Here is a 21,475-nt window from a genome sequence, read left to right on the forward strand (position 1 = left end):
TCGCCGATGTCCGAAAACCGCCTGTACCACTCCGTTGCCGCCAAGATCCGCGCGTTGATCGACACGGGCGAGTTCCCGGTCGGCTCGCGCCTGCCGGGCGAGCGCGAGTTGGCCGAGCGCTTCGGCGTCAGCCGGGTGACCGTGCGCGAGGCCGAGATCGCACTGGAGGCGCAGGGCCGCATCGTGATCAAGATCGGCTCGGGCGTGTACGTCAAGCCACGCCTGGCCTCGGACGAGGGCGCGTTGCCGGATGTCAGCGCGTTCGAGCTGACCGCCGCGCGCGCGGTGATCGAGGCGGAGGCGGCCGCATTGGCGGCCAGCCACATCACCGATGCGGAACTGGACGAATTGCGCGGCATGATCCAGGCGCTGTCGGCGCCGGGGCTCAGCGATGCGGCCGCTGCCGAATACGACCGCGCATTCCACCTGGCGATCGCGCGGATCAGCGGCAACCCGGTGGTGGCGCATTGCGTGCAGTTGATCTGGCGCATGCGCAACGAATTGCCGCGCGTGCGTGAGGTGTACGCGCGGGTCTGCCACGACGACGGCGCCACCCGCGTGGACGAGCACACCGCCATCTTGCAGGCCCTGCAGCAACGCGACCCGGTGGCGGCGCGCACGGCCATGCGCAACCACTTCCAGCGCCTGTTCGAATCCATGCTGGAAGCGACCGAAAGCGATGCACTGGCGGAAATCCGCCGACGCACCCAGCAGGACCGTGCGCACTTCATGGCGGCCACGCGCACCTGAGTGCATGTGATGGTTTGTTGGACGCGCTGCGTCGGCCGCTAGCGGCACAGGTTTCGTGCCGCTGCCGCTCGATCCTCCGAAGACACATCTTCCAGTCAGCTAGACGCGCCGTCTGCGCTGGTTCGGCACCACGGACACGCGGCTGATCTGATTGTTGCGCCAGCGGTCGCCGCGGACGCTGCAGCGATAACACGCTGCAGGCGCGTCCGCCCTCAGGCAGATGGCTCCACCTGAGGGGCGCACGGGCACCTGCGGTGCAGGCCTCAGTCCGCCATCACCTTGTCCGGCGTCATCGGCGTGCTGCGGATGCGCTTGCCGGTGGCATGGAAGATCGCATTGCAGATCGCCGCCGACACGCCGACCAGGCCGATTTCGCCCACGCCTTTTGCGCCCAGGCTGCTGACGATGCGGTCGTCCTCGTCGGCGAAGATCACATCGATGTCGTGGATGTCGGCATTGGCAGAGACGTGATACATCGCAAAATCGTGATTCATGAAACGGCCGAAACGGTGATCGGACTGGGTGTGCTCATGCAGCGCCTGGCCGATGCCCCAGACCACGCCGCCGACGATCTGGCTGCGCGCAGTGATCGGGTTGAGGATGCGCCCGGCCGCAATCGCACTGACCACGCGGGTCACCCGCACCGTGCCCAGCTCTTCATCAACGCGCACTTCCACGAACACCGCGCCCTGGGTGGCGCGGGTGTAGTTGCGTTGCTTGAGTACATTGGGCAGCAGCAGGAACTTGTCTTCGATCTGTTCCAGCTGAGCGGCACGCAACAGCGCGGTCAAGGCGATGGTGGTACCGGCATCGGCGCGCAATGCCAGCGTGCCATCGGCGAAAACCACCTCGTCCAGCTTGGCCTTGGTAAAGCGCGAATTCGGTAACGCCTGCGCCAGCCGCAGCAGCCGCGCGCGCAGTTTCCCGCATGCGCCATCCACCGCCGAACCCACCGTGGTCACATGCGACGAGCCGCCTTCGATCGGTGCGACCGGTAGTGTGGAATCGCCGAGTTGAAAGGTGACCTGTTCCAGCGGCAAGCCCAGCGCTTCGGCGGCGATCATCGCCATCACCGTGTAGGTGCCGGTGCCGATATCGCTGGCCGCACTGCTGACCACCAGCCGCCCATCGGCATGCAGCACGGCGTGCGCGCGCGCAAACATCTGCATCGCATCCCATTGGCCGGTGGCCATGCCCCAGCCGACCCATTCATTGCCTTCCTTGCGCGCGCGCGGTTGCAACGGGCGCTGCGCCCAACCGAAGCGATCGGCACCTTGCTGGTAGCACGCGCGCAGTGCCTTGCTGGAAAAAGGCTTTTCGTCGGCCGGATTGACCTCGGCGTAATTCTTCAGGCGCAGCGCCAGCGGATCCATGCCGAGTTCATAGGACAACTCGTCCATCGCCACTTCCAGTGCATGCACACCATGTGCGGCGCCGGGTGCACGCATGTCCATCGGGCTGAATTGGTCCAGGCTCACCAGGTTGTAGCCCAGATGCACGTTGTCACAGGCGTACAGCTGCCCGCTCCAGTTGACCACCACCTCGACGTAATCCTCGATGCGTGAGGTTTCGGCAATGGCTTCGTGCCAGATCGCACGCAAGGTACCGTCGCGGTCTGCACCGAGCTTGAGCCGCTGCAATGTCTCCGGGCGATGGCCGAAGGTGAACATCTGTTGCCGCGTCAGCACCACGCGCACCGAGCGGTCCAGCAGGATCGAGGCCATCACCGCAAGCGGCAATTGATACTGCGGGCGCAGCCCGGAGCCGAAGGCACCGCCCACATACGGGTTGCGCACAGTGACCTTGCGCTTGCTCAAACCGAACACATGCGAGACATACCAACGGCTGTTCTGCGAGCCCTGGGTCTTGTCGTAAATGGTGAAGTGGCCATCGTCCTCGCGGATCACGGTGGAGGCGAACAACTCCATCGGATTGTGGTGCTCCACGCCGCTGTAATAGTCGGCCTGGACCTGGACAGCGGCATTGACGAACGCGGTCTCCGGCTCGCCCTTGTCCTTGGGCGGCGGCGAGAAACCGGCCTTCATGGCCTTGGGTTTGTGCGCACGGTCCAGATTGGTCATCAGGTTGGTTTCGTGCGGGTCCTGCAGCAGCTCCACTTCCACCAGATGCGCCGCGTGGCGCGCCGCTTCGAAGGTGTCGGCAACTACCAACGCGATCGGCTGGCCGCTGTACAGGATCTTGTTGTCGTACAAGGGGCGGAACGGCGAACCGGCAGGTGCGGTCATGTCCTTGTAGAACAGGTCCATGCCGCGCATGTGCGGGCGGTTTTCATGGGTGACGATTTCCAGCACGCCGGGCACTGCACGCGCGGCGGCGAGATGGAAGGCGACGATCTCGCCCTTGGCGATGCTGCTGTTGACCACCACGCCATAGGCCAGATCCGGCACCGGCCATTCGGCGGCATAGCGCGCCTGGCCGGTGACCTTGGCACGCCCGTCGATGCGGGTGACGCCGGTGCCGGTGGGGCGATAGCCGGTGCCGCTGTCGGCAACCGGTGGGGTCAGGTCGCTGTTGGATAGATCGGTGCTGCGTGCGTTCATGGCGATTCCTCCAGCGCGCTGGTTCGCCCGCGGTTGTCGATGGTGCCCTCGCGGGCGACGTCCAATGCACGCACGATCGCGCGGCGGGCCAGCGGCAGTTTGAAGGCGTTTTCGCCTTGCGATTGCGCGCCTTGTAGCAACGCATCGGCCAGGCTGCCGAAACTCTCTGCCGTGGCCGGCTTGCCCACCAGCTGTGCTTCGGCCTCGGGATTGCGCCAGGGCTTGTGCGCCACGCCGCCCAGTGCAACGCGCACCTCGCGGATGCTGCCGTCTTCTGCCAATTCCAGCGCTGCGGCCACCGAGACCAGCGCGAAGGCATACGACAGGCGCTCGCGAATTTTCAGATAAGCACTATGCGCGGCGAAGCGCTGCGCATCGGGCAGATCGATGTGCACGATCAGCTCGTCCGGCGCCAGGGTGCTGTCCAGCTCCGGGTGATCGCCCGGCAAACGATGGAACTGCGCAAAGGGAATATCGCGTTCGCCATTGGGGCCTTGCACATGCACGACCGCATCCAGCGCCGCCAAGGCTGTGCACATATCCGAGGGATGCGTGGCGATGCAGTGCGCACTGGCGCCCAGGATGGCGTGATATTTGGTCAGCCCGCCGATGGCCGAGCATCCCGTGCCTGGCTCGCGCTTGTTGCACGGCGTGGCATGATCGTAGAAGTACACGCAGCGCGTGCGCTGCAACAGGTTGCCGCCATTGCTGGCCATATTGCGGATCTGCGGCGAAGCACCGGCCAGAATCGCAGCGCTCAGTAGGGGGTAGCGTGTTTCCACCTCCGGGTGATAAGCGGTGTCGGCATTGCGCGCAAGCGCGCCCAAGCGCAGTCCGCCATCGGGCTGCGTGCTGATGCTGTCCAGCGGCAGCCGGTTGATATCGACCAGGCGGCTGGGCCGCATCACTTGCAACTTCATCAGGTCGGTGAGATTGGTGCCGCCGGCGATCAGACGCACGGGGGCTTCGGCAGGCACCGGCTGTGGGTCGCTGCCGCGCACTGCAAGTGCAGTGAGCGCCGCATCGACGTTGTCCGGGCGCGTATAGGTAAGCGGAATCATGCCGGCACCGTCCCTGGCGTCCACGGTGTGGTGGCGCTCTCGCTGCTGTCGCTGGGTTTGCCTAGCACTTCCATCACCGCATCGGTGATCTGCGGATAGGCACCGCAGCGGCAGAGATTGCCGCTCATCAATTCGCGCACCTGATCGCGGTCGTGCGCCTTGCCTTCGTTGATCAGGCCGACAGCCGAACACAATTGCCCAGGCGTGCAATAGCCGCACTGGAAGGCATCGTTTTCGATGAATGCGCGCTGCAACGGATGCAGTTGTTCGCCATCGGCCAGGCCTTCGACCGTGGTGATGTCGGCCCCGTCCTGCATGACCGCAAGCGTGAGGCAGCTATTGATGCGGCGACCATCCACCAGCACGGTGCACGCGCCGCACTGGCCGTGGTCGCAGCCTTTTTTGGTGCCGGTGAGATCGAGCCGGTCGCGTAACAGGTCGAGCAGGCTCACCCAGGCTTCGAGCTGTAATTGGTAGGGCTGACCGTTGATGCGCAGGTTGACCGGGTAGGTCGGCGCAGCAGTGGTAGCGTTGGCCGGCGCCAGATGAGTGGCAGTGGCGGGCGTGGCATTCATGCGGACCCCGTGGCGATGGCTGAGAGGAGGACGCTTACCTTGATGCCTGCCTGGTCAAGGTGTGGTGTAGGTGGGTGATGCATCTTTCACACGTAAGCGATGTCGCAACATGCTTGCGCGTGCAGCGGGGCGCGCTTGCTGCGCATGACGTCGCTTGTGTGGATGACACGCGTGTTGGAGCGGCGCGGCACGACGCTGCATGCGCGGGCGCACGCCATGCAGCCGCGCGTCATCGTGGTGTCACCTGCATTGGCCAGGCTAGCCGGCCCAGCGCAAGGGGAGCGCCCACTATGAAAGCCAACGCCGCCCGCGCGTGGACGCAGGTGTTCACCCAGCATGGATCGGTGCTGCGTGGCTTTTTCGTGCGCCGTGGTGCCAAAGAAGAGGCGGAGGATCTGGTGCAGGAGACCTATCTACGCCTGTTGCGTGCGCATCAGGATCAGGGTGAGGCGATCGCCAATCCCGAGGCCTATCTGTATACGGTGGCGCTGAACTTGGCGCGCGAGCAGGCCGTGCGACGTAAACAGGCGCCGCTGCGCATCGAAGAGATGGAGCAGTTCTCGCAGGTGTTGGCCGCAGGCGACGACGTGGAAGACGCCGCGCACCGGCAGCAGCGCCAGCAACGCTTGCAGGCTTTGCTGGCGACATTGCCGGAGCGCACCTGTGCGGTATTGGTGATGCAATACCGCGATGGGCTGAGCTACAAGCAGATCGCCGAGCGCATGGGGGTGTCTGCGCATATGGTCAAGAAACACGTGGTGCGCGGGTTGTCGGCGTGCAGACGGGCAGTGGCCGACAGCGGAGAAAGCTGGTGAGCAAGTCTGCAGTGCCAAGCCGCAGCGCTGTCGCTGAGGCCGCGCATTGGCATGCGCTGCAACGCATGCAGGCGCTGGATGCGGGGCAACAGGCCAGCTTTCTGCAATGGCTGACGGCATCGCCGCTGCACGTGCGCGAATACATGGCCGTGCTGCGCGTGTCTGGCGAACTGGGTGATGCATTGCGCGGCATGGAGCTGGACGTGGATGCTCTACTCGACGCCGACCGGCGCAAGAGCACTGATGCAGTGGCGCGGAACGTGATCGCGCTGCCGTTGCCGCCACGATTGACGTCGCAACATGCGGACCAGTCGCGCCGCTCCGCAGCCCAACGCAGTGCGCGCGTGCGCCGCTGGAGCATGGGGCTTGCCGCAGCACTCTGCGGGGTGGCAGTGCTGACTGGCTGGGCCTGGCCGCGCACGCAAACCTACGCCACCGTGCACGGCGAGCAGCGCAGCGTGCAGTTGGCCGATCGCAGCGTGGTGCATCTGAATGCGCAAAGCAGCGTGCGCGCCACCATGACGCCGTGGAGCCGTCACCTGCAGCTGTTGCGCGGCCAGGCCAGCTTTGTGGTCGCACCGGATCGGCGCCCCTTGCAAGTGCACGCAGGCCATCTGCGGGTGGAGGATATCGGCACCACCTTCGACATTGCCTTGTATCAGCGTCAGGCACGTATCGAGGTGGCCGAGGGCCGTGTACATGTGTGGCACGAGCAGCGCGCTGGGCGACCGATGCTCGCCAATCTGGGGGCAGGGCAGAGCGCGCGTATCGACGATGCGACTGGCCGGATCGAACTCGCCAGCGAAGAGGTGGCCACGATGCATGCCTGGCGGAAGCGGCGCATCGTGTTCCGCGACGCACCGTTGGCCACGGTGGCCGAAGACTTCAATCGGCTCAATCGCACGCGCTTGTTGATCGACGACGCTGGCGCCGGTGCGCTGCGGCTCACCGGCAATCTGCGCGGCGACGATATCGCTTCACTGCGTGCTTTCCTCGACGGCCAGCCGAACCTGCGCGTGGTCAGCGCGCCGGGAGTTCTGCGTGTGCGCAGCCGGCCTACGCAGGACACGCTTACGCGATAGCCGTGGTGCCAAGTGACGTATCGATGCGTGCATCGCCTGCGCGCGCTCAGCGCTCGCACCCCCGCAGGTGTCACAGAAAATTCATCAAAAAACGGTGCCCGATCGTCGCCGTCGATCCTCGTAGTCCGGGTACAACGCAGCATCCCGCCTCGCGTGAGGTGTTGCGCATTGCTTCCTCCCCTACTGGATTCCACGATGCGCCGTACGTTGTTTCTTTCGATCGCTCTCGCCCTGCATGCCGGCACTGCCGGCGCCCAGGCGGCTCCAGCCACCATCGCGGTCGATGCGATTCCTGCCCAGCCACTGGCACGCGCGCTCAATGCGCTCTCGCGTCAGACCGGGCTGCAGTTTGTCTATGCCGCAGGCGTGGCCGGCAACCCGCAGACCCGCGCCACCGCTGCCGGCATTGCACCTGAGCAGGCCTTGCAGCAATTGCTCGATGGAACCGGCCTGCGTTACCGCTATCTCAATGCGACCACGGTGACGATCGAAACCGCCGAGCCAGCACCCGGCATGCCGCAGGCGGTTCCTGCAACTGCGGCAGTCGCAACGACCGCAACGGCGCCAATGCCGCGCGCAGACGCACCGGTGCAGGAACTGGACAGCATCCAGGTGCTTGGCAGTTACGCCGGCAGCCTCAGCGCCGCATTGCGGCAGAAGCGTTACGCCGACAGCGTGGTGGATGTGATCGCTGCCGAAGACATCGGCAAGCTGCCGGCGCAGAACGTGGCCGAAGCGCTGCAGCGCGTGCCCGGCGTGTCGATCGTGCGCGATCGCGGCGAAGGGGTGTACGTGCGCGTGCGCGGCCTGGGCCCGAACTTCCAGGTCACCACGCTCAACGGCCAGACCATGGCGGTCAACGAGAATGTGCGCACCTCCGGCCAGACCGGGCGGCAATTCCGTTACGACACGCTGCCGGCCGAACTGGTCTCCGGGCTGGATGTGATCAAGAGTCCCACCGCCGATCTGGACGAAGGTGCGATCGGCGGCATCATCAACGTGCGCACGTTCCGCCCGTTGGAACTGGGCAAGACGCTGACCAACGTATCGCTGGAATCGAGCCAGGCCCAGCGCACCCAGGCCAACGATCCGCGCGTCTCCGGCCTGTTCAACTGGGTCAACGCCGAAGGCACCTTCGGTATGTTGATCTCAGGCGCGTATGCGCAACGCACGCTGCGCCAGGACCGCGTCAACGAGGTGAGCTGGGACTATTACCGCAACGGCGTGCCGGGTGTGCCTGGCGCCACTTACGTGCCCACCGGTCTGCGCCCGACGCTGGAGCTGGAAGAGCGCGAACGCACCGGCGTGGCCGCCTCGCTGCAGTGGAAGCCCAGCGCGCAATGGGAGACAAATCTCGATCTGCTCTACGCCAAGCAGACCGTGCATTACGATGAATACAGCATGGGCGTGGGCTTCGATAGCCTGGCCAAGCTGAGCAATCTGCGCGTGGAAAACGGCGGCATCACCGGTTTCGATTACCGCAACGGGCAAGTACAGATCTCGCGCGAGACCTCCGGCATCACCGACGACAACCGCAGTGCGCGCCTGTCCAGCACCTGGAGCGGCGACCGCTGGACGCTGGGCGCAGTGGCCTTCCACTCGCAGGCGCACAGCTACGATTCGGACCCGATCCGGCGCACCCGGCTGCGCAGCGGCACCGACCTGTCGATGCGCGTGGACATGCCGCAAGCCGACGGCGACAACGTGCCCGATTGGAGCTTTACCAACGGCTTCGATCCAACCAACCCGGCCACCGTGGCAGGGCGCCGGCTGGAATGGCGCGAGATCGACGCACGCGACAAGGAAGACGCACTGCAGTTCGATGCCAAGCGTGCGCTCGACGGCGGCTTCTTCCGCGACTTCAAGCTGGGCGTCAAGTATCGCCAGCGCTCGCGCACTTACGACCGTGCCGACCTGCTGCTCAACAGCATCGCCGGCGTGCGCTTCCCGGGCAGCAATTTCACTGCATTGCCGGTGAGCGACATGCTGGCCGATGCCAACGGCAACATGCCGCGGCAATGGCTGGCGCCGATCGAATCCACGTTTTGGGGCAATTGGCCAACCAGCGCCGATCTCAGCAATACCCCCAATAGCGCCGACCTGCAGAACTCCTATGAGGTGCAGGAAAAGATCGCCTCGGCCTACGCGATGACCAACTTCGGCACCGAACTGGCCGGCCGCGAGCTGCGCGGCAATCTCGGTGCGCGCGTGGTGCGCACCGAACAGGCCACCGATGGCCATGCCGATGTCAACGGCAGCGCGCAACCGGTGCACTTCGAGCGCAGCTACACCAACGTGCTGCCCTCGTTCAACGCAGCCTGGGATGTGCGCGAGGACATGGTGCTGCGCACCTCCGCTGCCAAGGTGATCACGCGCCCGGACCTCACCGATCTGTCGTCCAAGCTCACCTTCAATTCCAGTGGCGAACGCTTCACCGCCAGTGGTGGCAATCCTGCGTTGCAGCCATTCGAGGCATGGCAGTACGACCTGACCTTCGAGTGGTATATCGATGGCACCTCGGCCCTGACCGGTGGGTTGTTCTACAAGGATATTTCCAGCTTTATCCAGACCCAGATGTCCAACCTGGTCTACGAAGGTCAGACCTATCTGCTGTCGTCCAAGACCAACGGCAGCAAGGCGATGGTGCAGGGCGTGGAAGTGGCGTATCAGCAGGTCTTCACTGGCCTGCCGTCGCCGCTGGATGGCCTGGGCATGCAGCTCAACTACACCTGGACCGACAGCAAGGCGACCTATCACGACGGCAGCAACAGCTTCACCGACAGCCTGGAAGGTGTAGCCAAGAACACCTACAACGCCGTGCTGTTCTACGAGAAGGGGCCGTTGATGGCGCGCGTCAGCTACAGCTGGAGCGACGACATTCTCAACGCGGTCGGCACCGCCAATGTGGCCACGCTCAACAGCGACCAGTTCGGCAGCCTGGATGCCAATGTGGCCTACAAGGTCAACGACACGCTGTCGGTATTCGTCAACGCGATCAACCTCACCGGCGAAGTGCAGCGCCAGTTCGTCGGCGATCACCTGTTCGGCGGCTATACCGACTACGGCCGCACCTGGTCGGTGGGGATGCGCGCGCGTTTTTGAGCGTGGCTGACACCGCCTGGCGAGCAGTCGTCAGCTGGCTGCGGACGGTGCGCTTGTGGTTCGAGCGTAGGAGCGGTGCATGCCGCTCCTGCATCGGCCACGCCCACCTGACAGCTGCGCAGTTGCGTTGATCGCCGTTCCACGGTTGTCGGCGTCAGCCACTGCCGCTACTCGGCGCCTACTGCAGGGCGCCGCATGCAAGGCAGCATCGCCCGCGTTGGCGCTGTTGCCAGCTGCATTGCGCGAGATCTCGCGCAATGCAGTGGGTGCACCACGTTTTGAGACCACTCATGTCATTACTGCCTCGTATCTGTATGTGTTTCTTTGTGCTGTTCGTTGCCGGTCTGGCTGCGTTGGAAGTGGCGCATGCCGCTGCTGCGGCGCCGGAGACGCTCGAAAAAGTCGTCATCCTCAAGCGCCACGGCGTGCGTGCGGCGATGTCCAGCCCGGAGCAGCTGGGCCGCTATTCCGCACGTCCCTGGCCACGCTTCGCTGTGCCGGCCGGGCACCTGACCGCAAACGGTGCACGTCTGGAGGCGTTATTCGGTAGCTATTACCGCGCGCATTACGCGCCGCTCGGTGTGTTCGATGGCGATGGCTGCGCCAACGTCTACTACTGGGCCAATCGCACCCAGCGCACCATCGCCTCGGCACGCGCACTGGCAAGCACGCTCACGCCGGGGTGCACGAACACGGTGCACCACGTTGCCGCTGACGCGTCCGATCCCCTGTTCGACGGTGCCCCGGCATTGCGGCAGCCAGCTGCCGCTGCATTGATGCGTGCGGCCATCGCCGGCCGCGTCGGTGGAGATGTTGCGGCCTGGAATGCGGCGCAACACGATGCGATCGACAGCCTGCAGCAACTGCTGCTGCAGTGCGCGCAGCGGCCGTGTCCAGCGCAGGCCGGTGCCGGCAAACAACGCCTGGATGCGGTGCACTCGCGCATGGGCGATGCCCACGATGGAATCGCCGGTGTCGAAGGCCCGGCACCATCTGCATCGGGTATCAGCGAAAGCCTGCTGATGGGCTGGGCCGATGGCCAGGACTTTGCCGCGTTGGGGTGGCAAGGCGTGAACGAGGCCAGTCTGCTGCGCGCATTCGCACCGCATCAGGCCGAGTTCGCGCTGCGTCTGCGTGCGCCGACGGTGGCGCGCATGGCCAGTTCGCCGCTGGCCGCACGATTACTGGCGACCTTGCAGCAAGGCAGCACTGCCGACGCTGGCACTGATACTCACAGCAACGGCAATGCCAGCGGCAACAGCAATGCACCGCACCCCACGCCGATCGGTGGCGATGCACGGCTGGTAGTGCTATCCGGGCACGACGGCACGCTGACCTTGCTGGCCGGCATGTTCGATCTGCATTGGCAGTTGCCCGGTTACCAGCCCGACCAGACCGTGCCCGGCGGCGCGTTGGTGTTCGAACGTTGGCGCCGTGCCGATGGGCAGCGCGTGATCCGATTGCGCTACACCGCGCAGACCCTGGCGCAACTGCGCGAACGCCGCGTGCTGACGCCACAGGCGCCGCCGCCCTCGTCGCCTGTGTTCATTCCCGGCTGCAGCAGCGCCACACCGGAGTACGACTGCGCACTGCCGGCCTTGGCCACGTTGATCGGCACCGCAATCGACCCGCATTACCTGAGCGAATGACGCTGCACGCGCCGGCCACGACCGGCGCGTGTGGTTGCATCGGCGCATGAGCGCCGTTTCTCTGGCCACCGTGCCAGCCGCTGTTTCTTATCACTGCAAGAGGCGATTTATGCTCCACCAGCTACGTACTCTCGTCAGTCTCGGAATCACTCTCAGTCTTGCCTGTGCCGGCATCGCCCAGGCGCAAACAAACGTCGGCGTCCTAGATGTGCTGACCTACAACGTCGCCGGCCTGCCCGAAGGGCTGTCCAGCGGAACGCCGGCCACCAACACCGCACTGCTGGCGCCGAAACTGGCACCTTACGGCCTGGTCAATGTGCAGGAAGACTTCAACTACCACGCCGCGCTGTACGCCGGCGATGCGCATCCGTACCGCACCGCCACCAGCGGTGGTGCCGCCTTCGGCGACGGGCTCAATACGCTCAGCAACTATCCCTTCAGCGACTTCACGCGGATCAAGTGGAATCAGTGCAACGGCACCGACTGCCTGACCCCGAAGGGTTTCAGTTACATGCGTGTACGCCTGGCCGATGGCGTGTTGCTGGATGTCTACAACGCGCATCCCAATGCCGGTGTCGAAGCGGGCGATCTGTCCGCACGCCGCGCCAACATCGGTCAGCTCTCGCAGTTCATCCAGACCTGGTCGTCCGGCAACGCGGTGTTGGTGATGATGGATTCCAACACGCGCTACACCCGCAGCGACGACAATATCCGCGAGCTGATCGCCTCCAACGGCCTGACCGATCCATGGCTGGAATTGATCAAGGGCACAGCACCGGCGGCCGGCGCCGCACCGCTGTTGTGCGGCACGCCACCCACCAACAGCTGCGAAGTGGTCGACAAGATCCTGTACCGCGATGCGCCGCAACTGACCCTGGTAGCCAACCGCTATCAGCTCGATGGCGGCGGCTTCTATGACAGCGCCGGCAAGCCCTTGTCCGACCACTACCCGCTACATGCCCAGTTCGGTTGGGCAGTGGGCGATCGACTGCGCACCAGCGACCAGTTCGGTGGCCCGCATGGCATTCCGTTCAACGATCTGGCTGGCAACACCGGCGGTCGCCCGCTCAGCGGGGTGACCCTGCGCGGCGGCGCGCGCCTGGATGGCCTGGGTGTGATCCTGGACAGCGGCAAGCTGCTCGCGCATGGCGGCAGTGGTGGGCAGGCGACCACGTTGTCGCTGGGTGCCAACGAAACGTTGTCCTCGGCCACATTCACGGTGGGCAAGTACAACGACCGCACCCGCGTATTTTCGTTGAGCCTGCGCACCAACAAAGGCCGCAGCGTGCAGGTGGGCACCCCGAGCAGCGAGACCTATACGCTGACTGCGCCCAGCGGCTGGCATATCGCCGGTTTCACCGGCCGCGCCGGCGACGAGATCGACAAGTTGGGTGTGGTGTATGCGAAGGACTGAGCGTAGCTGACGCAACAGACTGCGTAACGAGCGTAACGCGTTGCGTAGCAGCGGCACGGCCAGGGATGGCCAGTGTTGCGTGAGCGGCTGCACGCCCAGGCTTCAGCGATATTGACGCCCTGCTTGCTTGCATTCTTCACTGTGCACGGTGCAACGAGACCGCTGATCACGGAAGTAGAAACGCGCTGCACGGCTGCACGGCTCAAGCGCAAAGCAGAGTGCTATCAGCCGGAGGGATGCTCAGCCATAGGTGGGTCGTGTCTCATGGATATGCCGGTCGTCACGCAAGCGCACCCTTGCCCGTAGCCACTGCGCAAACTGCTTCTCGCTCCACGCGCCATCGGCCAATTGCATCATGGCGACGTACTTGTCTTCCTGCGAGGCAATGAGCTCGGCACCATTGAGCACCAGAAAGACGCGATAGCAGACATGGGCGGTGCGCTTGTTGCCATCCACAAACGGGTGATTGCGTGCCAGCCCATAGGCCAGGCTCGCAGTCAGTTCCACCAGGTCGGGCGGGGGATCGCCGTAGGAGAACAACTGTTGCGGGCGCGCCAGCGCCGAATCCAGCAAGGCTTCATTACGCACGCCAGCTGCGCCACCGTGCTCGCTCAACTGACGTTCGTGTATTGCCAAGGCAAGCGCGCGCTCGATCCAGACGACCATGCGCGTGTTCATTTGGCCAACTTGTGCAGCACCTGCCGATCCTCGCGCATCACCTGCTCGGCCACCTCCATCTGCGCGGCCAGGGTCGGGTCGAACGCGGTCAGCTTGATGCCGTCGGGCGTTTCCAGCGCATACAGTTCGTCGCCCTTGCCCAGGCGCAGGCGGGCCAGCAGTTCCTTGGGCAGGATGACGCCGGCGGAATTGCCGATGGAGGTGATCTTGAGTTTCATGGCGGCGCCCCTTGTTATTACGTAAGTTATAACTCGGTGCCCGGTCTGTCGCAAGCTCGCCCGCTGAATCGGCTCAGCAAGCTGAGTCGGCCAATCTCGCCTGCTGCGACCGAGGGGTGTACAAATGTACACCTAGTCCCGGCTGGCCGTTTTCTTCCATGGAACCTCTCTCTCCCAAACGTGCGGCGGTGCTGATCTTCCTGCAGGAACAGGCCCGCGCAGGGGTGTCGCCCAGCCTGGCCGAGATTGCGCAGGCATTCGGCTTCGCCTCGCGCAATGCCGCGCAAAAGCACGTGCAGGCACTGGCCGAGGCCGGGTTGATCGAGCTGCTGCCCAATCAAAAGCGCGGTATCCGGGTGCCAGGCCGGATGAGGCCTGATCCGGCGCGCGATGCGGTGCTGGCCTTGCCGGTGCTGGGGCGGGTGGCGGCCGGTGTGCCGATCGGGGCGGATATCGGGCTGGATCGTCAGCTGTGGCTGGACCGCGCGCTGTTCTCGCTGCGCCCGGATTATCTGTTGCAGGTGCAAGGCGACTCGATGATCGACGACGGCATTCTGGACGGCGATCTGGTTGGCGTGCATCGCAGCAACGATGCGCGCGATGGGCAGATCGTGGTGGCACGTGTGGATGGCGAAATCACCATCAAACGCTTGGAACGCGGTGCCGAGCGTCTCCGTTTGCTGCCGCGCAACCGCGCGCATGCGCCGATCGTGGTGGCGGCCGATGCCGACTTCGCGATCGAAGGGCTGTACTGCGGTCTGATCCGGCAGGGTTGAGATGAGCCAGGAGCCCGCGCGCATCAGGCAGGACGGCAGCGCGGCAGTCGCATTGCCGCTGGACGCCCTGCTGGCCGCGCGTACGGTGTGGCGCGCAGGTCATGGCACGGCCATTGTCCATGGCGGCGAATCCACCGGGCATGCCGCACTGGATGCGCTGCTGCCCGATGGTGGCTGGCCGCGGCGGGCGCTGACCGAATTGCTGTTGCCCGCGCACGGCGTAGGCGAGATCGCATTGTTGTTGCCCACGCTGGCACGCATGACCGGCGCCAGCAGCCGCGTAGTGCTCGTGGCGCCGCCGTTCATTCCCTACGCACCGGCCTGGCAGGCGGGCGGGGTGGTGCTGGAACATCTGGAAGTGGTGCAGGCCGGGCCGCGCGAGGCCTTGTGGGCGTTCGAACAATGCCTGCGCAGCGGTGCCTGCGCGGCGGTATTGGGCTGGCCGCAGACCGGCGATGCGCGCGCGTTGCGGCGGCTGCAAGTCGCCGCCGACAGCGGCAATTGCTGCGCATTCGCGCTGCGCGACCGCAAGCATGCGGTCAATGCATCGCCGGCCGCCTTGCGGCTGGAATTTCTGCCCGAGCGTGATGCCTGGCAGGTGCGCAAATGCCGCGGTGGGCAGGTCCCCTCGCAGCCGTTGCGGCTGGCCCATTGAGGCGCGCGCATGTTGTGGGCCTGCATACTGCTGCCGCAGCTGGCGCTGGACGCCGTCCTTCGGCGTCTGGAAGAGCCGCACGCGCCGTTGGTGCTGGTCGAAGGGCCGGCGCAGTTACGTAGCCTGCATTCGGTCAACGCAGCGGCGTCTGCCGCCGGTCTGAAAGCCGGCATGCGGCTATCGGCGGCGCATGCGCTGATGGCCAATGTGCGCACCATCGATTACGACGCGCAGAGTGAGGCGCGCACGCAGCGGTTTCTCGCGGCGTGGGCGTACCGGCATAGTTCGTTGGTGAGCCAGCAATGGTCGCGCGCCATCGTGCTGGAAGCCGGTGCCAGTTTTCGGTTGTTCGGTCCGTGGCCACGTTTCGAGCGCCGCCTGCGCGATGAACTGCAGGCCTTGGGCTTCCAGCACCGGCTTGCACTGGCGCCTACACCGCGCGCCGCGCGCGTGCTGGCTGGCTTACGCGATGGCATGGTCGTGACGCAGTTGCCGGCCTTGCACAGCACGCTCGACAAAGTGCCGGTACGCCGTGCCGCCTTGCCTGACGATGTGGGTGAGCGCCTGCAGCACATGGGTGTGCGTACGCTGGCTGCGGTGCGTGCGTTGCCGCGCGATGGGCTGCGCCGGCGTTTCGGTGCAGGACTGCTCGATCACCTGGACCGCCTCTACGGCCAGGTCGACGACCCCTTGGAGTGTTACGCACCGCCAGATCATTTCGACCAGCGTGTGGAACTGGGCTACGAGGTGGAAATGCATCCGGCGCTGCTGTTCCCGCTGCGTCGCTTGATCGGCGATCTGTGCACGTATCTGTCCATTCGCGATGGTGGCGTGCAACGGTTCTTGCTGCGACTGGAGCACGAACAAGGCGCCACCGATGTCGAGATCGGCCTGCTGACGCCGGAGCGTGCGCCCACGCTGTTGTTCGAGCTTGCACGCAACCGGCTGGAGCGGGTGGAGATTCCGCGCCCGGTAGTGGCGATGCGCCTGCTGGCGCGGCAACTGCCGCCGTTCGTGCCGGCCATGCGCGATCTGTTCGATCAGCGTGCGCAGCAATCGGTGGAGTGGCCGCAGCTGCGCGAGCGCTTGCGTGCGCGGCTCGGCGATGAGGCGGTGTATCGCGTGCTGCCGGCCGACGACCCGCGCCCGGAACGCGCATGGCGGCGCGCCATCGGCGATACGGTGCGCGAAACCGATGCGCCACCCCGCCCGCCGCGCCCTACCTGGTTGTTGCCACAGCCGGTGCCCTTGCACGATGCGCAGTTACGCATCGTCTCCGGCCCGGAGCGATTGGAAAGCGGCTGGTGGGACGACGATGAAGCGCGTCGCGATTACTACGTGGTGGAGACCGCACGCGGACGCCGGGCCTGGGTATTTGCCGCGCCGGGCCGTGTCGAAGGCTGGATGCTGCATGGGTGGTTCGCATGATCCCACGCATGCCCCTGCGGCATCGGAGCACTGTTTGCCGGGCTGGTCATCGCAGCGGCGCCGCAAGCACCCGATGCCACGCAGTGAAAGAGCATCTGCAACGAGGCGATCTGCGGCGCACTGGAAGGACGGGTGGGTGGCAGCGCGATATTGAAGATGTGCGCCCATGAGCTGGGACGACGCCGTCGACGGCGTGGACCGCGACACGCCCGGCGGGCGCATGCCACGCGCCTGGAACGTGGCTGCACGTCTGCGCGCTGCCAACGACGACATCACCCATGCGGCGGTTGCCGATGGCCTGCCCGCGTATGCCGAACTGCATTGCCTGTCGGATTTCGCGTTCCTGCGCGGCGCCTCCAGTGCCGAGCAGTTGTTCGCACGCGCGCAGCACTGCGGTTACAGCGCACTGGCCATCACCGACGAATGCTCGCTGGCCGGCATCGTGCGCGGCCTGGAAGCCTCGCGCGCCACCGGCGTGCGCTTGATCGTCGGCAGCGAATTCACCCTGGTCGATGGCACCCGCTTTGTGCTGCTGGTGGAAAACGCGCACGGCTATCCGCAACTGTGCGCGCTGATCACCACCGCGCGCCGTGCAGCAAGCAAGGGCACCTATCGGTTGGGGCGTGCCGAGGTGGAAGCGCAGTTTCGCGATGTCGCACCCGGCGTGTTCGCGGTGTGGTTGCCCGGCGCGCAGCCGCAGGCCGAGCAGGGTGCCTGGTTGCAACAGGTCTTCGCCGAGCGTGCATTCCTTGCGGTGGAACTGCATCGCGAACAGGACGATGCCGCGCGGTTGCTTGCCTTGCAGTTGCTGGCGCAGCAGCTGGGCATGACCGCACTGGCCAGCGGCGATGTGCATATGGCGCAGCGGCGCGAGCGCATCGTGCAGGACACCTTGACCGCCATCCGCCACAGCTTGCCGTTGGCCGAGTGCGGCGCGCACCTGTTCCGCAACGGCGAGCGCCATTTGCGCACGCGCCGGGCCCTGGGCAACATCTATCCGGATGCGCTGTTGCAGGCCACGGTCGACCTGGCCCAGCGCTGTACCTTCGATATTTCCAAGCTTGAATACACCTATCCGCGCGAACTGGTGCCGGAAGGACATACGCCGGCGAGTTATCTGCGGCAGCTCACCGAAACAGGCATGCGTGAGCGGTGGCTGGATGGAACGCCAGAGAAAATACGCGACGACATCGAGAAAGAATTGGCGCTGATCGCCGAACTGAAATACGAGGCCTTCTTTCTCACCGTGCGCGATGTGGTGCATTTCGCACGCTCGCGGCATATCCTGTGCCAGGGCCGTGGGTCTTCGGCCAATTCAGCGGTGTGTTATGCGTTGGGCATCACGGCAGTCAATCCGGATGAAACCCGTTTGTTGATGGCGCGCTTCCTGTCAGAAAAACGCGACGAGCCACCGGATATCGACGTCGATTTCGAGCACGAGCGGCGCGAGGAAGTGCTGCAATACGTCTACACCAAATACGGTCGCGAACGCGCCGCGCTGGCGGCGACGGTGATCTGCTATCGCGGCAAGAGCGCGGTGCGCGACGTGGCCAAGGCGTTCGGTCTGCCACCAGACCAGATCGCGCTATTGGCCAATTGCTATGGCTGGGGCAATGGCGAAACGCCGATGGAGCAGCGCATCGAAGAGGCCGGATTCGATCTGGCCAATCCACTCATCGACAAGATTCTTGCGGTGACCGAACAGCTGCGCGATCACCCGCGTCATCTGTCCCAGCATGTCGGCGGCTTCGTCATCTCCGATGAACCCTTGTCGCTGCTGGTGCCGGTGGAAAACGCGGCAATGGCCGATCGCACCATCATCCAGTGGGACAAGGACGATCTGGAAACCATGAAGCTGCTCAAGGTCGATTGCCTGGCGCTGGGCATGCTCACCTGCATCCGCAAGACATTGGAGTTGGTGCGCGGCCACCGCGGGCGCGATTACAGCATCGCCACGCTGCCGGGCGACGACACGCCGACCTACAAGATGATCCAGCGCGCCGACACCGTGGGCGTATTCCAGATCGAATCGCGCGCGCAGATGGCGATGCTGCCGCGGCTCAAGCCCGCGGTGTTCTACGATCTGGTGATCGAAGTGGCGATCGTGCGGCCCGGCCCCATCCAGGGCGATATGGTGCATCCGTATCTGCGTCGCAGGCAGGGTCGCGAAGCCGTCAACTATCCATCGCCGGAGGTGGAAGACATCCTCAGGCCGACCCTCGGTGTTCCGCTATTTCAGGAGCAGGTGATGGAGCTGCTGATGCACGCGGCCGATTACACCGAGGGCGAGGCAGACAATCTGCGCCGTTCGATGGCCGCCTGGCGTCGCGGCGGCGATATGGAACAACACCGCGCACGGGTACGCGAGCGCATGCAGAACAAAGGCTACGCCTCCACCTTCATCGACCAGATCTTCGAGCAGATCAAAGGCTTCGGCTCCTACGGCTTCCCGCAAAGCCACGCCGCCTCGTTCGCCAAACTTGTCTACGCCAGTTGCTGGCTCAAACGGCATGAACCTGCAGCCTTCGCCTGCGGGCTGCTCAATGCGCAACCAATGGGCTTTTACTCGGCCAGCCAGATCGTGCAGGACGCGCGCCGCGGCAGCCCCGAGCGTGCGCGCGTGGAAGTGTTGCCGGTGGATGTGCTGCATAGCGTCTGGGACAACACGCTGGTCGGTGGCCGGCCATGGTGTAGCGACGAAGACCCCGGCGAACAACCGGCGATCCGTCTGGGCATGCGCCAGGTCGCTGGATTATCGGAAGTGGTGGCAGATCGCATTGTCGCTGCACGCGTGCAGCGAGCCTTCGCCGATATCGGCGATCTATGCCTGCGCGCCGCACTCGACGAAAAAGCGCGACTCGCCCTGGCCGAGGCTGGCGCCTTGCAAGGCATGGTAGGCAATCGCAATGCCGCGCGCTGGGCGATGGCCGGCGTGGAAGCGCGGCGGCCGCTGCTGCCTGGTAGCCCCGAAGAGCGCCCGGTGGAATTCGAGGCGCCGCGCGCAGGCGAAGACATCCTGGCCGATTACCGCTCGGTCGGCCTGAGCCTGCGCCAGCACCCGATGGCGCTGCTGCGCCCGCAGATGGCGCAGCGGCGCATCCTCGGCCTGCGCGAGCTGCAGGGCCGCCGTCATGGCAGCGGCGTGCATGTCGCTGGCCTGGTCACCCAGCGCCAGCGCCCGGCCACCGCCAAGGGCACCATCTTCGTCACCCTGGAAGACGAACACGGCATGATCAACGTCATCGTCTGGTCGCACCTGGCGCTGCGCCGCCGCCGCGCACTGCTGGAATCGCGCCTGATGGCGGTGCGTGGCCGCTGGGAACGCGTGGACGGCGTGGAGCATCTCATCGCCGGCGATCTGTACGACCTCAGCGAGCTACTCGGCGAAATGCAACTGCCCTCGCGCGATTTTCATTGAGTATTTGCCGGTAAATCGATCAACACCGGCATCGCGTTACGGTCACGATTCCAGACCAGGTCTATCGGCATCCATCATCCGCAGTTGTGGCCGTCCTCGACCACATTGCCCAGCTGCCAGCATCGCCGCATGGCGCTGTGTTCGCTGTGGCGTTGCAGTGTTCCATGCGCGACGCGCAGCGCCCTGCGCAGGCGCGCAAAATCCAATGGCGCTGTGGCTTGGCGCCCAGTGATGGCGATGGCGTGGTCACGCCGGGGCATGCAGCGGGCTAGTGACTTTCAAGCGGCCTGTACGACACCATGGCGGGCGCAGTTGCGCTGACCCATTCCTTTTCCACGAGGCGATTATGAAGTTGGAGGTTTTGTTTGACCAGTTACATACCTTGCCCACGGTGCCCAAGGTGGCGCAGGACCTGATTCGTCAGTTCGATGATCCGAACACCAACATCGATGTGTTGGCGCACACCATCGAGCGCGATCCGGTGATCGCCGCCAAGGTGTTGCGGCTGGCCAATTCGGCGCGCTTCCATGGCCTGCGCGATTCCACCAGCGTCGAAGACGCGGCCATGCGGTTGGGCTTCAACACGCTGCGCACGCTGGTGCTGGCCTCGTCGATGACCGGCGCGTTTCATGCCGGCCCCAGTTTCGATCTCAACGCCTTCTGGCGGCACAGTTTCGGCGTGGCCGGCATCTGCCGCTTGCTGGCGCGCCAGCACGGGCTCGATCCGGAAACCGCGTTTACCTGCGGCATGATGCACAACATCGGCGAGCTGCTGATCCAGTCCGGCGCGCCGGAATACGCCAGCCGCATCAATCACGACACCTCCTCCGCCGGTCATGCGGCCGAAGAAACCCTGCAGTTGGGGTTTGGTTACCCGGAAGTGGGCGCCGAGCTGGTGCGTCGCTGGCAGTTGCCTGCGGTGATCCAGCAAGCCATCGCTTATCAGGTCCGCCCGGCCGCCGCACCGGAAGGCGCGTTGATGCCGCTGCTGCTTGCCCAGGCCGTGCATGTGTCAGACGCACTGCGCGCGCACGACGGCGACATTCCGGCGGCACTGGAATCGGCGCGCGGGCCATTGATGGACACGGTGGATCTTGACGCGTTGTTCGCCGAGCTGCCGGAGGTGATTGAGGCCTACCTGGCGTTTGCCGAAGCGCTGCGTTGAGCGAGCAGTTGCAGTGATGCGGTAAGGCGCACTGCGATCAGACCGGCGCGCGCACGCAACACAAGCGCGCCGGTATCCGAGTGATCCATGCGCCGCCGATCGCCAGCCGCGTTCGCCTGATCAAGACG

General features: G+C 65.1%; 16 protein-coding genes. 11 read left to right on the forward strand and 5 right to left on the reverse strand.

The annotated features are described in order from the left end of the window. Nucleotides 1-6: 6 nt before the first annotated feature. Nucleotides 7-750, forward strand: coding sequence for a FadR/GntR family transcriptional regulator (locus NMB96_RS12285; protein ID WP_023903054.1), 744 nt, complete (start codon nucleotides 7-9; stop codon nucleotides 748-750). A 263-nt stretch (nucleotides 751-1,013) separates the two neighbouring features. On the opposite strand, the gene NMB96_RS12290 is transcribed toward NMB96_RS12285, so the two are convergent. The 3 genes from NMB96_RS12290 to NMB96_RS12300 are packed head-to-tail and all read right to left on the reverse strand — an operon-like array spanning nucleotide 1,014 to nucleotide 4,947. Further along, nucleotides 1,014-3,311, reverse strand: a complete 2,298-nt coding sequence (locus NMB96_RS12290) for a xanthine dehydrogenase family protein molybdopterin-binding subunit (RefSeq protein ID WP_255084950.1) — start codon at nucleotides 3,309-3,311, stop codon at nucleotides 1,014-1,016. Beyond that, nucleotides 3,308-4,396, reverse strand: coding sequence for an FAD binding domain-containing protein (locus NMB96_RS12295; RefSeq protein ID WP_255084951.1), 1,089 nt, complete (start codon nucleotides 4,394-4,396; stop codon nucleotides 3,308-3,310). The genes NMB96_RS12290 and NMB96_RS12295 overlap by 4 nt, the downstream gene beginning before the upstream one ends. Then, nucleotides 4,369-4,947: a (2Fe-2S)-binding protein gene (locus NMB96_RS12300; RefSeq protein WP_023903057.1), complete on the reverse strand. Its 579-nt coding sequence runs from the start codon at nucleotides 4,945-4,947 to the stop codon at nucleotides 4,369-4,371. The genes NMB96_RS12295 and NMB96_RS12300 overlap by 28 nt, the downstream gene beginning before the upstream one ends. A gap of 290 nt (nucleotides 4,948-5,237) precedes the next feature. Here NMB96_RS12300 and NMB96_RS12305 point away from each other — a divergent pair, with 290 nt between their 5' ends. The 5 genes from NMB96_RS12305 (at nucleotide 5,238) to NMB96_RS12325 (ending at nucleotide 13,009) form a co-directional block, all read left to right on the forward strand. After that, nucleotides 5,238-5,762: an RNA polymerase sigma factor gene (locus NMB96_RS12305; RefSeq protein ID WP_023903059.1), complete on the forward strand. Its 525-nt coding sequence runs from the start codon at nucleotides 5,238-5,240 to the stop codon at nucleotides 5,760-5,762. Further along, nucleotides 5,759-6,844: a FecR family protein gene (locus NMB96_RS12310; protein ID WP_349775754.1), complete on the forward strand. Its 1,086-nt coding sequence runs from the start codon at nucleotides 5,759-5,761 to the stop codon at nucleotides 6,842-6,844. Before NMB96_RS12305 ends, NMB96_RS12310 begins: the two co-directional genes overlap by 4 nt. Nucleotides 6,845-7,039: 195 nt before the next feature. Continuing rightward, complete coding sequence (locus NMB96_RS12315) at nucleotides 7,040-9,946, forward strand: TonB-dependent receptor (protein WP_255084952.1); 2,907 nt, start codon at nucleotides 7,040-7,042, stop codon at nucleotides 9,944-9,946. Between the two features lie 290 nt (nucleotides 9,947-10,236). Continuing rightward, entirely contained in the window at nucleotides 10,237-11,595 is a 1,359-nt protein-coding gene (locus tag NMB96_RS12320) for a histidine-type phosphatase (protein WP_425520888.1), read from the forward strand. Between the two features lie 109 nt (nucleotides 11,596-11,704). After that, on the forward strand, nucleotides 11,705-13,009 hold the full coding sequence (locus tag NMB96_RS12325) for a jacalin-like lectin (RefSeq protein ID WP_255084953.1): 1,305 nt from the start codon (nucleotides 11,705-11,707) through the stop codon (nucleotides 13,007-13,009). A gap of 240 nt (nucleotides 13,010-13,249) precedes the next feature. Here NMB96_RS12325 and NMB96_RS12330 read toward each other — a convergent pair whose 3' ends face one another. Together NMB96_RS12330 and NMB96_RS12335 are read right to left on the reverse strand one after the other, a co-directional pair. Further along, a complete protein-coding gene (locus NMB96_RS12330) occupies nucleotides 13,250-13,675 on the reverse strand; it encodes a type II toxin-antitoxin system death-on-curing family toxin (protein ID WP_255084954.1) in 426 nt (141 codons plus the stop codon). 8 nt (nucleotides 13,676-13,683) lie between these two features. Further along, nucleotides 13,684-13,905, reverse strand: coding sequence for an AbrB/MazE/SpoVT family DNA-binding domain-containing protein (locus NMB96_RS12335; RefSeq protein ID WP_006450805.1), 222 nt, complete (start codon nucleotides 13,903-13,905; stop codon nucleotides 13,684-13,686). A gap of 158 nt (nucleotides 13,906-14,063) precedes the next feature. Here NMB96_RS12335 and lexA point away from each other — a divergent pair, with 158 nt between their 5' ends. From lexA to NMB96_RS12360, 5 genes are all read left to right on the forward strand, one after another. After that, nucleotides 14,064-14,681, forward strand: coding sequence for a transcriptional repressor LexA (lexA, locus tag NMB96_RS12340; protein ID WP_255084955.1), 618 nt, complete (start codon nucleotides 14,064-14,066; stop codon nucleotides 14,679-14,681). A 1-nt stretch (nucleotide 14,682) separates the two neighbouring features. After that, nucleotides 14,683-15,336, forward strand: coding sequence for a translesion DNA synthesis-associated protein ImuA (imuA, locus tag NMB96_RS12345; RefSeq protein WP_023903067.1), 654 nt, complete (start codon nucleotides 14,683-14,685; stop codon nucleotides 15,334-15,336). A gap of 9 nt (nucleotides 15,337-15,345) precedes the next feature. Continuing rightward, nucleotides 15,346-16,764 carry a Y-family DNA polymerase gene (locus NMB96_RS12350; RefSeq protein ID WP_255084956.1) on the forward strand — a complete coding sequence of 473 codons (1,419 nt, stop codon included), beginning with the start codon at nucleotides 15,346-15,348 and terminating at the stop codon, nucleotides 16,762-16,764. 166 nt (nucleotides 16,765-16,930) lie between these two features. After that, nucleotides 16,931-20,182, forward strand: coding sequence for an error-prone DNA polymerase (locus NMB96_RS12355; protein WP_255084957.1), 3,252 nt, complete (start codon nucleotides 16,931-16,933; stop codon nucleotides 20,180-20,182). 346 nt (nucleotides 20,183-20,528) lie between these two features. After that, nucleotides 20,529-21,347, forward strand: coding sequence for an HDOD domain-containing protein (locus NMB96_RS12360; RefSeq protein ID WP_043889015.1), 819 nt, complete (start codon nucleotides 20,529-20,531; stop codon nucleotides 21,345-21,347). Nucleotides 21,348-21,475: the final 128 nt, after the last annotated feature.

Source organism: Xanthomonas hortorum, from assembly GCF_024339125.1.
Classification (GTDB): Bacteria; Pseudomonadota; Gammaproteobacteria; order Xanthomonadales; family Xanthomonadaceae; genus Xanthomonas; species Xanthomonas hortorum.

Bases quoted from the DNA above. Each gene is read 5' to 3' on its own strand.
- NMB96_RS12325 (WP_255084953.1), top strand. From the start codon at position 11,705: ATGCTCCACCAGCTACGTACTCTCGTCAGTCTCGGAATCACTCTCAGT.
- NMB96_RS12315 (WP_255084952.1), top strand. From the start codon at position 7,040: ATGCGCCGTACGTTGTTTCTTTCGATCGCTCTCGCCCTGCATGCCGGC.
- NMB96_RS12305 (WP_023903059.1), top strand. From the start codon at position 5,238: ATGAAAGCCAACGCCGCCCGCGCGTGGACGCAGGTGTTCACCCAGCAT.
- NMB96_RS12360 (WP_043889015.1), top strand. From the start codon at position 20,529: ATGAAGTTGGAGGTTTTGTTTGACCAGTTACATACCTTGCCCACGGTG.
- NMB96_RS12300 (WP_023903057.1), bottom strand. From the start codon at position 4,947: ATGAATGCCACGCCCGCCACTGCCACTCATCTGGCGCCGGCCAACGCT.
- NMB96_RS12335 (WP_006450805.1), bottom strand. From the start codon at position 13,905: ATGAAACTCAAGATCACCTCCATCGGCAATTCCGCCGGCGTCATCCTG.
- NMB96_RS12290 (WP_255084950.1), bottom strand. From the start codon at position 3,311: ATGAACGCACGCAGCACCGATCTATCCAACAGCGACCTGACCCCACCG.
- lexA (WP_255084955.1), top strand. From the start codon at position 14,064: ATGGAACCTCTCTCTCCCAAACGTGCGGCGGTGCTGATCTTCCTGCAG.
- NMB96_RS12320 (WP_425520888.1), top strand. From the start codon at position 10,237: ATGTCATTACTGCCTCGTATCTGTATGTGTTTCTTTGTGCTGTTCGTT.
- NMB96_RS12350 (WP_255084956.1), top strand. From the start codon at position 15,346: ATGTTGTGGGCCTGCATACTGCTGCCGCAGCTGGCGCTGGACGCCGTC.
- NMB96_RS12285 (WP_023903054.1), top strand. From the start codon at position 7: ATGTCCGAAAACCGCCTGTACCACTCCGTTGCCGCCAAGATCCGCGCG.
- NMB96_RS12355 (WP_255084957.1), top strand. From the start codon at position 16,931: ATGAGCTGGGACGACGCCGTCGACGGCGTGGACCGCGACACGCCCGGC.
- NMB96_RS12330 (WP_255084954.1), bottom strand. From the start codon at position 13,675: ATGGTCGTCTGGATCGAGCGCGCGCTTGCCTTGGCAATACACGAACGT.
- imuA (WP_023903067.1), top strand. From the start codon at position 14,683: ATGAGCCAGGAGCCCGCGCGCATCAGGCAGGACGGCAGCGCGGCAGTC.